We start from the raw sequence: 14,783 nt of genomic DNA on the forward strand, positions 1-14,783 counted from the left end.
TGGCCGCGGCGCGGCGCGAGACAGTATCAAGGCTCGTCGCGCTGATCGCCGCCGGACGCGACGAGGCGTCGCCCTTTCCTTGGGCGGACGTGGCGATCGAAGGGGAGTTGGAGCGCCGGCTCGCCGAGGAGCCCGCGCTCGCGGTGGAGGAGTGGTACCGCGGCGAACTCGCCGCGTCCCGGCGCCGTGACGCCGCCGCTGGACGCACGTTAATCGGTCCGCAGGCGAGTGACCTCGCCGTGCGTCACGGTCCAAAGAACGAGGCGGCTCGGGCCTGTTCGACCGGCGAGCAGAAAGCCCTGTTGATGGGGCTGACCCTGGCGCATGCGAAGCTGGTCGGCGCTATGACCGGACAGGCGCCGCTGGTGCTGCTCGACGAAGTCGCCGCGCATTTCGACGTGAAGCGCCGCGAAGCCTTGTTTCAGGAGCTTGAAACGCTCGGCGGGCAGATATGGATGACGGGCGCGGACCCGCTGCTGTTTGCGTCATTGCAGGGACGCGCGCAGATCATGCAGGTGACGCCGGGGAAAGTGAAGCGGCTCCAGGCGACGGCCTAGCGACCGTACTGCGCGCTCATTCCGCCGACTCGCGTTCCGCAGCGCCACGCAGACGATAGCGCAGGACATACCCATCGCCGGCGCGCTCGAACGTCCTAATATTGACGAAGCGCCGCTGCAAATAGCGCAGCAAGGGCGCGAATGCGACGTCTCCCTTGAGTCTTTCATAAGGGACGAAGATCGAAATCTCTTCAGGCGCATCCAGATAGGCCCGCGCGTAAACCTCTTCATTGGCGATTGTCCAAGCGTAACTGAGAAAATTGTAGTAGTAATTCATGCGCGAGCCGTCGAAATCGTAGTCGCAACCATGCCGGATGCGATCCGGTTGTCCGGGTTCCGGTTCTTCCGCCACCGGGAGTTCGAATAGTTGCACGTTGGCATTCATTTTCCAGCTCCACTCGCCTTCGCCGCGTGGCGCGCGAACGCCTTTTCTAAACTATGCAATTGGAGTCGGCGGCAGCAGGGCTTGTCGTCGAAGTTAGCGATCGCGCGGAAATATCGCGGACACGATCTAAGGATGACCAACATTTGGTTAAAATCAATACTTTATAATGAAGCTTTATACGTGCATTAGCCCCTCGCATTAAGATAGAGATGCGCTTACGAATTAAGGCCGCTCAGCCCTCCCCAAAAACCGGAAAAGCATGAGCATTGGGGAAAACAACGTCTGGCCCGCGGCCACGAGGGCCTCTCCCATGCTATCCCGACGCCATGGCCATGCTTCCCCCGCAGGCGCGCGTCCTGCTCAAATCCGTTTTCGGCTATGACGACTTCCGCCCCGGTCAGGCCGAGATCATCGCCGCCGTGCTCCATGGCGGGCCGGTGCTCGCGGTCATGCCGACCGGCAGCGGCAAATCGATGTGCTATCAGCTCCCCGCGATCATGGAAGGCGCGCTCACGGTGGTCGTCTCGCCGCTCATCGCGCTGATGCGCGATCAGGTACGGCAGATGCGGGCGCTCGGCATTGCGGCGGCGACGCTCAACTCCATGAACGGCGCGGAAGAGAATGATGAAGCCCGCCGCGCGATGCGAGACGGCGCGTTGCGGCTGCTCTATGTCTCGCCCGAGCGCCTGATGATGGACGGACTCATCGCCGATGTGCGCCGCGCCGGGGCGCGACGCCTCGCCATCGACGAAGCCCACTGCGTTTCGGAATGGGGACATGATTTCCGTCCCGAATATCGCGAGATCGGTCGCGCCGCCGAAGCGCTCGGGGGCATCCAGGCGATCGGCCTCACTGCCACGGCCGACGCCGCGACGCGCGAGGACATCGCCAGGAGACTTTTTTCCTCGCCGCCACAGCTCTTCCTGCACAGTTTCGATCGGCCCAACATCGCGCTTAATTTCGCTCTGAAGGACCAGCCCAAACGCCAGCTCTCGCATTTTCTCGAAAAACACAAAAGCGAAAGCGGCATCGTCTATTGCTCGTCGCGCAAGCGCACCGAAGACCTTGCATATTACTTTCAGGAGCAAGGTTACGACGCGCTCGCCTATCATGCGGGGATGGATCAGGCCGCGCGCAATCGCAATGGCGACCGTTTCCTGCGTGAAGACGCCGTCATCGCCGTCGCGACCATCGCCTTCGGGATGGGCGTCAACAAACCGGATGTCCGCTTTGTCGCGCATGCCGACATGCCGTCGTCGGTTGAGAGCTATTATCAGGAGATCGGGCGCGCGGGCCGCGACGGGCTGCCGGCCGATACGCTGACGCTCTATTCGCTCGACGACATGGCCTTCCTCCGCCGGCGTATCGACGAAAAGGACGTGAGCGAGGAGCGCCGCCGCATCGAGCACGATCGCTTCTCCGCGCTGGCCATGCTGTGCGAGACGCCGCGCTGCCGGCGCCAGACGCTGCTCGCCTATTTCGCGGAAGAAGCTGCGCCTTGCGGATGCTGCGACGTGTGCCAGGGCAAGGTCGCGGTTTTCGACGGCGTCATCCCGACGCAAAAGGCGCTCTCCGCCATCTATCGCACCGGCCAGCGCTTCGGCGCCGGACATATCGCAGACGTGTTGAGAGGCGAAGCGACCGACGCCGTGCGCCGGCATGGGCATGACGCGATCAAGACTTTCGGCGTCGGAAAGGAATTTTCCAAATCGCAGTGGTCGTCGATCATGCGTCAGCTCTTCGCCGCCGGCGCGCTGCGAACTGCAAGCGCGGAACATAGCCCGTCGAGAGACGGGCGTCCTTACGGACGCCCTATGGGCGGTTTCGCGCTGACGGAGAAAGGCGAGAAGATTCTCTTCGGCCGCGAGACGATCATGCTGCGCGGCGATCCGCTGACGCGCAGCGACCGCCGCAAAAAAGCCGCCGCCGGCCTCGACGAGACGACGGATGGCATTCTCGCGGCCCTCAAGCGAAAGCGGCGCGAACTTGCGCAGGAGGAAGGCGTGCCGGCCTATGTCATCTTCGCCGATCGCACGCTGATCGACATGGCGGAAAAGCGGCCGGCGACGCTCGACGAGATGCTCGCGGTGCACGGCGTCGGCGAGAGGAAAGTCGCGCGTTACGGCGACGCATTTCTCGAAGCCTTGGCGGAGGCCCTGCGTTAGCTTTCTTCCCGGCGCTGAGGCATAAACTTGGCCGGGAAGCCGGCGCTGGCCCGCCGCCCGGCGGAAAGGCGGTGAAACCGCCGGAAAGCGCAGTTATTTCCGTGCATTTTGCAACCATTCCGGGGTAAAATCGGCCTTCTCGAATCGAGGGTCGTTCGACCCCCCGACGAATAGGTCAAATGAGCGAAGAAACCGAACGGAACGACCCGGCGGAATATGGCGCAGGGTCCATCAGGGTGCTGCGTGGCCTCGACGCCGTGCGCAAGCGTCCCGGCATGTATATCGGCGACACGGACGATGGCACCGGCCTCCACCATATGGTCTACGAGGTCGTCGACAACGCTATCGACGAGGCGCTCGCCGGCCACGCCACCCATGTCGACGTGACGCTCAATGCAGACGGCTCCTGTACGGTCTGCGATAATGGCCGCGGCATTCCGACCGACATCCATCACGAGGAAGGCGTCTCGGCGGCCGAAGTGATCATGACGCAGCTGCACGCCGGCGGAAAGTTCGACCAGAATTCCTACAAGGTTTCTGGCGGCCTGCACGGCGTCGGCGTCTCCGTGGTCAACGCCCTCTCCGTGTGGTTGAAGCTGCGCGTCTGGCGCGACGGCAAGGAACACGCGATCGAGTTCGCCAATGGCGACGCGGTCGCGCCGCTCGTCGTCGTGGGCGACGCGCCGGTCGTCGACGGCGCGCCAAAGCGCGGCACCGAGGTGACCTTCCTGCCCTCCCCCGCGACCTTCACGATGACCGAGTTCGACTATGCGACGATCGAGCATCGGCTTCGCGAACTCGCCTTTCTGAATTCCGGCGTGCGCATCGTTTTGACCGACGCGCGACACGCGGAAGTCAAGCGGGAAGAGCTTTACTACGAGGGCGGACTCGAGGCTTTCGTGCGCTATCTCGACCGCGCGAAGACGCCGCTTGTCTCGGCGCCGATCCTCATTCACGGCCAGCGCGATCAAATCAACGTCGAAGTCGCGCTCTGGTGGAACGACAGCTACCACGAAAATGTGCTGGCCTTCACCAACAACATTCCGCAGCGCGACGGCGGCGCGCATCTTGCCGGATTTCGCGGCGGACTGACGCGCCAGATCACCGGCTACGCCGAATCCTCCGGCATCGCCAAGCGCGAGAAAGTCGATCTCACCGGCGATGACTGCCGTGAAGGATTGACCTGCGTTCTGTCGGTGAAAGTGCCGGACCCGAAATTCTCCTCGCAGACGAAGGACAAGCTCGTCTCGTCGGAAGTGCGTCCGGCCGTCGAAAACATCGTCAACGAATTGCTCGGCCAGTGGCTGGAGGAACATCCGGCCGAAGCCAAGACCGTCGTTTCCAAAGTATGCGAAGCGGCGGCGGCGCGCGAAGCGGCGCGTAAGGCGCGCGAGCTGACGCGCCGCAAGGGCGCGCTCGACGTCGCCAATCTTCCGGGCAAGCTTGCCGATTGCCAGGAGCGCGATCCGGCCAAGGCCGAACTGTTCATCGTCGAGGGCGACTCCGCCGGCGGCACGGCCAAGCAGGGCCGTAATCGCGAATTCCAGGCGGTGCTGCCCCTGCGCGGCAAGATCCTCAATGTCGAGCGCGCGCGTTTCGACAAGATGCTGTCGTCCGAACAGATCGGCACGCTGATCACCGCGCTCGGCACGGGCATCGGCCGCGACGAGTTCAACGTCGACAAGCTGCGCTATCACAAGGTCATCATCATGACGGACGCCGACGTCGACGGCGCCCATATCCGCACATTGATCCTGACCTTCTTCTATCGGCAGATGCCGGAGCTGATCGAACGCGGACATATCTTCATCGCCCAGGCGCCGCTCTACAAGGTGATGCGCGGCAAGTCGACGCAATATCTGAAAGATGAGCGCGCGCTTGAAGATTATCTGATTGAAAGTCTGCTCGACGGCGCCGTGCTGCGCACCGCCTCAGAAGATCGCGCCGGCGCCGACCTGCATAAAACGCTCGAAGATACGCGCGCGTTCCGCAATGTGATGCTCAGCCTGCATTCGCGCTATGACCGCGCTGTCGTCGAACAGGCGGCGATGGCCGGCGATCTGACGCCGCTGACCGACGAAGCGGCGGCGAAGCGCTACGCCGACGAAATCGCGCGGCGCCTCGACGCGATTTCGGAGGAGACCGAACGCGGCTGGTCGGGCGAGGTGCGCGACGGCGGCCAAAGTCTCGAATATGTCTTCAAGCGCACGCTGCGCGGCGTGACGCATGCGGTGACGCTCGACGCGTCGCTCTTGAATTCCAGCGAGGCGCGCAAGCTGCATGAGCGCGCCGAATGCTTGCGCGACGTTTTTGCCGGGCCGGCGACTCTGATCCGGCGCGGCGACGAAGCGCCGCTCTCCGGGCCGCTCGCGCTTTACGACGCGATGAACTCGATCGGCCGCAAGGGCCTGATGATTCAGCGCTACAAAGGCCTTGGCGAGATGAACGCCGAACAGCTCTGGGAGACGACTCTCGACCGCGACGCGCGTTCGCTCCTACAGGTGAGGGTGAAGGAAGCCGTGGAGGCGGACGACATTTTCGTCAAGCTGATGGGCGATGTCGTGGAGCCGCGACGCGAATTCATTCAGGAGAATGCGCTGAGCGTGGCGAATTTGGATGTGTGAATGCGCGCATCGGAGTTTATGTCAATGATCCGAAGTGCGGATCAACTATATTCCTGACACGAATTGCATGTTTCGTGGAGCACTTCCATTACGAAAATCATAGGCGGAATTTGTATCTCGTTCGCCTCCTGATTTTCATGAACATAGCGCCACTCGACAAATGCGTTGCGCATTTGTTCGATCGCCTTTCGATAATTTTCTAATGTCGAGATCTCCGAGGGCCAGCGAGCTTTAGAAAAATGTTGTTGGAGCGCTGAGTGAGCCTCTTCCGGCAGTGCATCGAAGAGTTCGAGAAGATCATGTCCATGCAACGGGGTATTGAAGATTTTTCCGAGTGTCTTGATGTACAGCTCGATAGCGAAAGCACTGTTCACAACGAATGGGGCTACGCTTAGACCATTCCGCGGAACCTTAACCAGGTCACGATGATAAAGATAAGATGACGTCGTCGCAAAGGAGATGGCCTGCCGATATATCGCTTGAATCGCGGTCGTCTCTCTATAGAGGCCTTTATCCTTGAGCAGTTGGACAACACGTTCTTGGTCCAGCTTGTCATGACCAGACATCGGCACTGCTCCGATTAGCTTGCCATTGAGATAAACTTCCCTGGTGCTGTTCATCCCATATTTCCTGTTGTTGGCCATCCTTTCTTGATTGGGGTGGCGAATGACAAGTCGTAATTTTCGTAATGACCGGAGTCTGGCCTCACCTTGAATCGATGTCGACAATGATTCAACAGAGAGTGCCTCTCCTCCGATTCCGAACTGGCTTCGGTGACGAGCTGCGGCGCAGGCAATACCGCATCAAACTCATCACGTCCGAAAATATCATCTCGCGCCGACCGCTGAATGAACGCCTTCATGCTTTCTTCTTTTGGCCCGCGCGCACCTTGGCCGAAGCGACGGCGTCGTTCCGCAATCGCGCCCAGAACTCCTTCGACAAGGGGACGCCCTCGCCGCTCGCCAATCCTTCAAGCAACAGCGTCTCAAGCCGCGCGTCGCGTTCCTTTGCTTGCGCCTCGCGCAGCAGGCTGCGAAAATATTCGCTCACGTTTCCATAGCCCTTGTCGGCCAGTTGATCGTCGACGAATTTCTTGAGCGACTCTGGAAGCGAAATCGTCACCGTCGCCATCGCATCCTCCGATCTTTCGGAAAAACTCTTATCTATTAATAATAGATCATAACTAGGCGCGCCGCCAGCGCCGGGGGCGCCCGCCTCCATTGAGCCGACGCTGCGAGCGTCAGATCGGCCGGAACGTCGCACCTCACGTCGCGGTTTTCGCGTCGTTTGACCGAGGAGCCACGGCTTTGCAAGGCGCGGCGCGCCAATTATGATTGCGCAAAGCTCCTGGAGCGCATCGCCATGGCCGCAAATCTTTCGCTCGGCAACCTCGAAGCAGTCATCGAGCGGCTCGTCGCTTCCGGCCGATACGGCTCGAAAATCGAAGTTCTCCGCGAAGGCGTTCGCCTCGTCGAGGAGCGCGAGCGCAAGCTCGCCGCGCTTGACGCCGCCATCGAGCGCGGGATCGCCGGCGTCGAGGCGGGACGCGTGACGCCGGCCGATGTCGTGTTCGACCGCCTCACCGCAAAATACCAGCATATGAAAAAATCAAAGACACGATGATTGTCGTCTTCGCGGCGGACGCCGAAGCCGACCTCGAACGCATCGGCGATTACATCGCCAAGGATAGTCCAGTTACGGCCGTCAATTTCATGATCAGCCTGCGCCGTCATTGCGAAGCGCTCGCCGAATTCCCGAAACGCTTCCCGCTCGCGCCTCGTTATGAGCATATTGGCGTTCGTCGGATGACGCATGGCGATTATCTCATATTCTACCGCGTCGGCGCGGAAGAGGTCGAAATTGCATATTTTGCATGGCGCCCAGGACTATGAGTCCATATTGTTCCCGCGAGATTGATGACGACAGCCCATCGCGCCCACCATTTGAATCTTGGCCTCTCCGCCGATCCAGAGCTCGCCTCGGCCATCGCCGGCGAGTTGCGGCGGCAGCAGGACTGCATCGAACTGATCGCCTCCGAAAATATCGTCTCGCGGCTCGTCCTAGAGGCACAGGGCTCGATCCTCACCAACAAGACCGTCGAGGGCCTGCCCTTTGCGCGCTATTATGGCGGCGCCCAATTCGCCGACGCCATCGAGGCGCTCGCCGTCGAGCGGGCGACAAAGCTCTTCAACTGCCGCTTCGCCAATGTGCAGCCGCATTCGGGCTCCAACGCCAACGCCGGCGTCTTTCTTGGCCTTCTGAAACTGGGCGATACGATCCTCTCGATGAATGTCGCCGCCGGTGGCCACATCAGCCACGGCCATAAGGCGACTCTGACCGGGCGCGACTATAAAATCATCTCCTATGGCGTCAGCCGCGAGACGGAGCGCATCGATCTTGACGAGGTGCACGATCTCGCGCGGCGCGAAAGGCCGCGCATGATCATCGCCGGCGGCTCCGCCTATGCGCGGGCCATCGATTTTGCTTCGATGCGCGCGATCGCCGATGAGGTCGGCGCCTATCTCCTCGTCGACATGGCGCATTTCGCCGGCCTTGTCGCGACCGGCCTCTATCCCGATCCCCTCCCCCATGCGCATGTCGTGACGACGACGACATACAAATCGCTGCGCGGCGCGCGCGGCGGCATGGTTCTGTGGAACGACGAGGGCCTGAGCGGCCGGATCAACGCCGGCATATTCCCGGGCGTGCAAGGCTCGGTGCTGCTGCATGGCGTCGCCGGCAAGGCGGCATGCCTTTGCGAAGCCTTGCGGCCGGAATTTACGGCCTACAACCGCGCGGTGATCGACAATGCACGGGCGCTTGCGCGCGTTCTTGCAGACGCCGGCCTGCGCATCGTCACCGGCGGCACGGATATGGGACTGATGCTCGTCGATCTTGCCGCGCGCGGTTTGACTGGCGATGTCGCCGCCAAGGCGCTGGAGCACGCCGGCCTCGCCGTCAACAAGAATATGATCCCCTTCGATCCGCGTCCGCCGGAGGCGCCGTCGGGTCTACGCCTTTCGAGCAATGCCGGAACCACGCGCGGGTTCGGCGTCGCCGAATTCGAAGCGATTGCGCGATGGATCGATCGCGTGCTGAAAAATCCGAAGGATGACGCGTTGATCGACGCTGTCCGCAATGACGTCGCGGCGCTCTGCGCGCAACACCCAATCTATTGAGCGCCGCCGTGAACGCCGTCTCCGTTCGTCTTCTCGTCTGCGTCGGCCCGCGCTGCGACGCCGAAGGGAAAGGCCGCACGCTGCTCGCGTCGGTCGAGACGTCTTTTGCGCAGGACTTTTCTCTGGAGCTGGCTTCCGGCCGTCTCGCCATTGCGACGCGCGACTGTCTGCGGCTCTGCACGCGCGATCCTGTCGTGCGTTTCGAACCGTCAGGCGACGCCCTGTCCAATCCCTCACTCGACGAACTTTTGCGTCTCGCCCGCGCCGCTCTCGCCGAGCAAGTCCGCGCGCCGCCGCGAAGTCATGATTAACCAAAAGAAGCTTAGTTCAGCGCCCTTTGCTTTTCGAAAGGAACGGTTCTACGCTAAATTCTGCGCATTACTGGGACGCATAGGTGTGAAAGGAACGACATGCGTAAACTCATTCCGTTTTTGCTTCTCCTGGCGTTCGCCGCGACCCCCGCTTCGGCTCAGGGCACGTCGCAGGAACGCTCCGACTGCATGGGCGACGCGTTGAGATTCTGCAGCTCCGACATTCCTTTCGTCGAAGAGATCGAATCCTGCCTGAGCGAGAATGTGGCGCGACTGAGCCCCGCCTGCCGCCGTGAATTCGGCCCGACGCAGAGCACGAAGCTGCGCGAAGACCACTTCCAGTAAGTCTGCGTTCAGGCGCGTCCGTTCGTCCCCGCGCCTGATTATTGAAGCCTGCGCCGAAGGTCGTCGAGCCATGTCTTGGCTCGGCCCAAATCAATCTTTTTTGCTTCGTGCAAGCCGATCTCTTGCGCGAAACTTCCGTCCGGCCTTGCAGCCACGGGCGTGGACTCGCGGGCGCTCCCCGATTGGAAATACCGCGCGAAAATCCGCACGACCACGTAAAAGGTCGGCGTGAACGCGAGGCCGAACAGCGTCACGCCGAGCATGCCGAAAAACACCGCCGTGCCGATCGACTGACGCATTTCGGCGCCTGCGCCCTGCGCGACGGCGAGCGGCAGCACGCCGAGAATGAACGCCAGCGACGTCATCAGAATGGGCCTAAGACGCGTGCGGGCGGCGGTGACGGCGGCGTCGAATTTGGATTGGCCGGCGTCTTCCGCCTGCTTGGCGAATTCGACGATGAGGATGGCGTTCTTCGCCGCGAGGCCGATCAGCACAACCAGACCAATCTCGACCAATATGTTGCGATCGAGCCCTCTTGAGACGACCCCGAGCATCGCCGCGAGAATGCACATCGGCACGATGAGGATCACCGAAACCGGCAGGAGCAGGCTCTCATAGAGCGCAGCGAGCAGCAGAAAGACGAAAACCACCGCAAGGCCAAACGCGATGACGGCGGTGTGTCCGGCAAGCTTCTCCTGCAGCGCGATTTCGGTCCATTCGAATCCGAACCCTTGCGGCAGCCTCTCCGCCGCGAGCTTCTCGACCGCCGCGATGCCCTGGCCGGAGGAGACGCCCCGCGCCAGATTGAGCTGCATCTCGGCGGCCGGATAGAGATTGTAGCGCGGCACGCGGAACGCGCCCGTCGTGTCGCGGAAGGTGGCCACCGCGCCGATCGGCGCCATCGCGCCCGAGGCGCTGCGGGTCTTCAGATTGGCGATGTCGCGCAGCGTCAGGCGAAAGGGATCATCCGCCTGCGCCATGACGCGGTAGGTGCGTCCAAGGACATTGAAGTCGTTGACGAAGGTCGAGCCAAGATAGACCGAGAGCGTCTCGAAAACGCGCGAGATCGGCACGCCGATGAGTTCGGCCTTGGTGCGATCGACGTCGGCGAAGATTTGCGGCGTGCGCGTGTTGAACAGCGTGAACGCCTGCGTGAATTCTCCCGACTGTCCAGCCGCGCCGGCGAGCGTCCACGTCGCATTTTCGAGCGCGGGAAGTCCGCGCCCGGCGCGATCCTGCACATAGCCCTTAAGGCCGCCGCCGGTGCCGATTCCGGGAACCGAAGCCGGCGCCAGCACGAAGACGAAGGCGTCGTTCAGCTTGGACAATTGGCCGTAAAGGTCGGCTTGAATCTGCGCGGACGACAGCCCCTTCTTTGCACGTTCGTCGAAGGCTTCCAGCGTGACGAAGATCACGCCGGTGTTCGGCGCATTGGTGAATGTCGCGCCATCGAAGCCGGTGAAAACGACATCGTCCTTGACGCCCGCACGTTTCAAAATGATGTCGGTCGCCGCGCGCATGACCTTATCCGTGCGATCGAGCGTCGCCCCGGGCGGCAATTGGAAAGCGGCGATCACATAGCCGCGATCGAGTTGCGGAATGAGGCCGGTCGGCGTTCGACGCAGCAGATCGAAGGCGAAAAAGATGAGGATCGCATAGACGGCGAGCATGACGACGCCAAGCCGCACGAGACGGCCTGTCGCCGCGCCATATGCCGTCGACACTCTGTCGAACGCGGCGTTGAAGGCGTCGAAGAAGCGACGCAGCGGCGCATGCGCCCAGCTCAGCCGATGAGTCTTCTCCTCCTCCTCGACGTCATGCGGCTTCAACAACACGGCCGCCAGCGCCGGCGACAGCGTCAGCGAAACAAAGGCTGAGATCAGCGTGGCGCTCGCGATGGTGATGGCGAATTGCTTATAGAAGGCGCCCTGCAAGCCGCTGATGAAGGCGGTGGGGATGAACACGCCGCAGAGCACGAGCGCAATCGCGATCAGCGCCCCGCCGACTTCATCCATCGTCTTGTGCGCGGCTTCCTTGGGCGAAAGCCCTTGCGCGAGATAGCGCTCGACATTCTCCACGACGACAATCGCGTCGTCGACGACGATGCCGATGGCGAGCACCAGGCCGAAGAGCGAGAGCGTGTTGAAGCTGAGGCCGGCGGCCTTCATCACGGCGAAGCTGCCGATCAGCGACACCGGGATCGCCGCCACGGGAATGATCGCCGCGCGCCACGTCTGCAGGAACAGGATGACGACAAGAACAACGAGGACGATCGCCTCGAGCAGTGTATGGACGACCTCATCCACCGACTGTTGGATGAATTCAGTGGGATTATAGACGACCGCGTAATCGACGCCGGCAGGGAAATTCTTCTTGAGCCGCTCCATCTCCTGCTTGACGGCTTCGGCCGTCTGCAAGGCGTTCGAGCCGGGGCGCTGAAAGATGCCGAGCGCGGTCGCAACGTCGTGATTGAGATAGGCGTTGAGCGTATAGTCCTGCGCGCCGAATTCGATGCGCGCGATGTCGCGCAGATAAATTTGCCCGTCGGCGTCGGCGCGGATGACGATGTCGCCGAATTGCTCCGGCGTGCTAAGCCGTCCCAGAGTCTGCACCGAAAGCTGGAAGGCGCCCGCCGAGGCCGCTGGCGGCTGATTGACCGCGCCCGCAGCGACTTGCAGATTGGCGCCGCGCAGCGCGGCGATGACGTCGCCCGCCGTCAGATCGCGCGCCTCGACTTTCGCCGGATCGAGCCAGACGCGCATCGAATAGTCTCTCGCGCCAAACAGGCGCGCGTCGCCCACCCCCTCGATTCGGGCGATGGCGTCCTTCACGTAAAGCGTCGCGTAATTTGAAATATATTGCTGGTCGCGCGAGCCGTCGGGCGACAGCAGATGGACGACCATCATCAGATCCGGCGAGGCCTTTTTCACCACGACGCCGAAGCGCGTCACCTCCTCCGGCAACCGCGGATTGGCGATGGCGACGCGGTTCTGAACGAGCACCTGCGCGAGATCGATGTTGACGCCCGGCTTGAACACGACGTCGATCGACACGCGTCCGTCGCCTGTCGATTGCGACGTGATGTAGAGCATGTCGTCGACGCCGTTGACTTCCTGCTCGATGGGCGAGGCCACGGTCTCGGCGATCACGTCCGCCGACGCGCCGGGATAGGTTGCGCTGATATTCACTGTCGGCGGCGCGATTTCCGGATATTCGGAGACGGGAAGCGCGCCTTGCGCGATTGCTCCCGCAAGCGTCAGAAGCACGGAAAGCACCGCCGCAAAGATCGGCCGCTCGATGAAGAAGTGCGAAATGCGCATAGCGTTCCTGATTTCGACGTCTAGCGATCGCTGACCGCGACAGGCGCTTCCTTGATCTCGCCTTCCTTGGGTTGAACGGTCGCGCCGGATCGAACCATCGGATTTGCGAGCCCGCCGATCACGATCCGATCCTTCGCGTCGAGGCCGGATTGGATCACGCGCAGACCATTGTGGATGGGGCCAAGACTCACAGATTTGGCGATGACCTTGTTGTCGTCCGACACGACAAGCACGGTCTTGCTCGTCTGATCGGAAACAACGGCCGCGTCGGGAATGAGCAGCGCCGAGACGTCGCCGCCAAACAGGCGCAGGCGACCGAATGTGCCGGGCGTTAGAAAATAGTCCTTATTGTCGAAGACCGCCCGGCCACGGATCGTGCCGGAGCGGCGATTGAGCTGATTGTCCATGAAGTCCATGACGCCGCTGCGGGTCCACTCCGTTTCGTCAGCAAGCCGCACGGAAACGCGATTTTTGAACTCGCGCGAGGTTTCTTTCTGGCGCTCCGCTGAGCGCGCATAGCGAATGTAGTCGGCCTCGGAGGCGTCGAAGATGAAGTGAATGGGATCGAGCGTCACGATCGTCGTGAGCAAAGTCGCATCCGCCTGTCCGCCTTGAACGAGATTGCCAGTATCGACGCGACGGTCCGACACGCGCCCGGCGATCGGCGCGCGGACCTGCGTCCACTCCAGATTGAGCTCCGCGTTGCGAAGCGCGGCTTCGGCGCTCAAGACCTGCGCCTTGGCGATATCATTGCTCGCTTTGCGCTGATCGACGTCGCGCGCCGTGATGGTGCGGCCCTGCGTCATCTCCTGGGCGCGGGCATAATCGCGGGTTGACGCCACGGCTTGCGCCTGCGCCCGGGTGAGTTCCGCGCGCGCGCTGTCGACCGCGATCTGATACGGCCGCTGATCGATGACGAAGAGGACGTCGCCGACTTTGACGAACTGCCCATCGGTGAAATTGATTTTCTCCAGAGCGCCGGAGACGCGGGCGCGCACCTCGACCTGCTTTATGGCCTCGAAACGACCCGTGTATTCGTCCCAGCGCGGAATGGTCTTGGCGAGCGGGCGGGAGACCACCACTTCGGGGGCCGGACCCTCTGCGCGCGCCACCGCTGATGGGGCGAGAAACACCAACGCCGCGAGCGTTTTAAACAATGCGCCTGCGACTCTCCCGTGACCATCGCCGCCGCGCGCCGCCACAAAAGTCAACAGCATCTCACCTCCGGTTTTGACGGTCGTATTGAACCGGCCATTCTTGACCGACGCATAACGCTGGCACGACGTAAGGGCAGCGCTAAGAGAAGGCAAACCGCACTGTGCCGCGCCTCGCCCGCTCAGCATTGCGAAGCTTTGCCGAAACGCGCAAACTGCCGCCTCCGGACAGAGGAGCTAACAACATGCCCTTGTTCCTGGCGCAGTTTGCCTATTCTCCTGCCGCTTGGGCCACCTTCATTAAGGCGCCCCAGGATCGCGCCGCGGCTTCAGATGCGCTTCTCAGGCACTTCGGCGGCCGCCTCATCGGATTATATTACACGCCTGGCGCAGAATATGACGGATTTGCGCTCTTCGAAGCGCCCGATGAAACGACCGCCGCGGCTATTGAGATCGCGGACGTCGCCGCAGGACATCTGAGCCGCAATCGCCTCACCAGAGTGTTCTCGGCTGACGAGACGAGCGCGATGCTCCTGCAGGCGGCCACGGCCCCAAGCATGACGCCTAAAAGTGCGGCGTAGGATTCCGGATTCATGCGCTTTCCGCGAATCAATAGGCGCTGAGCAGGTCGACTTGTTCGCAAGCACCAGACGCCTCGCGGTGGCGCGTCGCTCCGCGACCGCAAAAGGAGCAGTCAGGAACGACTCCCGTCCCTCGGGGAGATACGGCTGTAACCTTATTCG

The 14,783-nt window shown here is 62.1% G+C and carries 14 protein-coding genes and 1 pseudogene; 9 read left to right on the forward strand and 6 right to left on the reverse strand.

From position 1 onward, the window contains the following. Positions 1–557, forward strand: a pseudogene (locus NEI07_RS17610) (DNA replication/repair protein RecF); the annotation flags it as partial. 16 nt (positions 558–573) lie between these two features. Here the strand turns inward: NEI07_RS17610 and NEI07_RS17615 are convergent. Next, positions 574–942, reverse strand: a complete 369-nt coding sequence (locus NEI07_RS17615; protein WP_256036374.1) for a hypothetical protein — start codon at positions 940–942, stop codon at positions 574–576. A gap of 326 nt (positions 943–1,268) precedes the next feature. Here NEI07_RS17615 and recQ point away from each other — a divergent pair, with 326 nt between their 5' ends. Together recQ and gyrB are read left to right on the forward strand one after the other, a co-directional pair. Beyond that, positions 1,269–3,107, forward strand: coding sequence for a DNA helicase RecQ (gene recQ, locus NEI07_RS17620; RefSeq protein ID WP_256036376.1), 1,839 nt, complete (start codon positions 1,269–1,271; stop codon positions 3,105–3,107). 179 nt (positions 3,108–3,286) lie between these two features. Beyond that, positions 3,287–5,731: a DNA topoisomerase (ATP-hydrolyzing) subunit B gene (gene gyrB / locus NEI07_RS17625; protein WP_256036378.1), complete on the forward strand. Its 2,445-nt coding sequence runs from the start codon at positions 3,287–3,289 to the stop codon at positions 5,729–5,731. Between the two features lie 41 nt (positions 5,732–5,772). Here the strand turns inward: gyrB and NEI07_RS17630 are convergent, their stop codons facing one another. The 3 genes from NEI07_RS17630 to NEI07_RS17640 are packed head-to-tail and all read right to left on the reverse strand — an operon-like array spanning position 5,773 to position 6,862. Then, positions 5,773–6,351, reverse strand: a complete 579-nt coding sequence (locus NEI07_RS17630; RefSeq protein ID WP_256036380.1) for a hypothetical protein — start codon at positions 6,349–6,351, stop codon at positions 5,773–5,775. Beyond that, positions 6,348–6,593 carry a hypothetical protein gene (locus tag NEI07_RS17635; protein ID WP_256036383.1) on the reverse strand — a complete coding sequence of 82 codons (246 nt, stop codon included), beginning with the start codon at positions 6,591–6,593 and terminating at the stop codon, positions 6,348–6,350. The genes NEI07_RS17630 and NEI07_RS17635 overlap by 4 nt, the downstream gene beginning before the upstream one ends. Continuing rightward, positions 6,590–6,862, reverse strand: coding sequence for a ribbon-helix-helix domain-containing protein (locus NEI07_RS17640; protein ID WP_256036386.1), 273 nt, complete (start codon positions 6,860–6,862; stop codon positions 6,590–6,592). Before NEI07_RS17640 ends, NEI07_RS17635 begins: the two co-directional genes overlap by 4 nt. Before the next feature lie 231 nt (positions 6,863–7,093). Between NEI07_RS17640 and NEI07_RS17645 the strand changes: the two genes are divergently transcribed. From NEI07_RS17645 to NEI07_RS17665, 5 genes are all read left to right on the forward strand, one after another. After that, entirely contained in the window at positions 7,094–7,354 is a 261-nt protein-coding gene (locus tag NEI07_RS17645) for a type II toxin-antitoxin system ParD family antitoxin (protein ID WP_256036388.1), read from the forward strand. Further along, the gene (locus tag NEI07_RS17650; protein WP_407659934.1) at positions 7,351–7,623 is read left to right on the forward strand and encodes a type II toxin-antitoxin system RelE/ParE family toxin; all 273 of its coding nucleotides are present in this window, start codon (positions 7,351–7,353) and stop codon (positions 7,621–7,623) included. The genes NEI07_RS17645 and NEI07_RS17650 overlap by 4 nt, the downstream gene beginning before the upstream one ends. 24 nt (positions 7,624–7,647) lie before the next feature. Beyond that, positions 7,648–8,910: a serine hydroxymethyltransferase gene (locus NEI07_RS17655; protein WP_256036389.1), complete on the forward strand. Its 1,263-nt coding sequence runs from the start codon at positions 7,648–7,650 to the stop codon at positions 8,908–8,910. Positions 8,911–8,918: 8 nt separating this feature from the next. Continuing rightward, a complete protein-coding gene (locus tag NEI07_RS17660; RefSeq protein ID WP_256036391.1) occupies positions 8,919–9,221 on the forward strand; it encodes a (2Fe-2S) ferredoxin domain-containing protein in 303 nt (100 codons plus the stop codon). 99 nt (positions 9,222–9,320) lie between these two features. After that, positions 9,321–9,566 (forward strand): hypothetical protein, encoded by a 246-nt coding sequence (locus NEI07_RS17665; RefSeq protein ID WP_256036392.1) that lies wholly within the window; start codon positions 9,321–9,323, stop codon positions 9,564–9,566. 38 nt (positions 9,567–9,604) lie between these two features. Here NEI07_RS17665 and NEI07_RS17670 read toward each other — a convergent pair whose 3' ends face one another. Together NEI07_RS17670 and NEI07_RS17675 are read right to left on the reverse strand one after the other, a co-directional pair. Next, on the reverse strand, positions 9,605–12,886 hold the full coding sequence (locus NEI07_RS17670; RefSeq protein WP_256036395.1) for an efflux RND transporter permease subunit: 3,282 nt from the start codon (positions 12,884–12,886) through the stop codon (positions 9,605–9,607). A gap of 20 nt (positions 12,887–12,906) precedes the next feature. Further along, positions 12,907–14,103 (reverse strand): efflux RND transporter periplasmic adaptor subunit, encoded by a 1,197-nt coding sequence (locus NEI07_RS17675; protein ID WP_256036398.1) that lies wholly within the window; start codon positions 14,101–14,103, stop codon positions 12,907–12,909. 182 nt (positions 14,104–14,285) lie between these two features. On the opposite strand from NEI07_RS17675, the gene NEI07_RS17680 reads away from it, so the two are divergent. After that, positions 14,286–14,621 (forward strand): GYD domain-containing protein, encoded by a 336-nt coding sequence (locus tag NEI07_RS17680; protein WP_256036400.1) that lies wholly within the window; start codon positions 14,286–14,288, stop codon positions 14,619–14,621. Positions 14,622–14,783 lie beyond the last annotated feature (162 nt).

It is taken from the genome of Methylocystis suflitae, assembly GCF_024448135.1.
GTDB lineage: Bacteria > Pseudomonadota > Alphaproteobacteria > Rhizobiales > Beijerinckiaceae > Methylocystis > Methylocystis suflitae.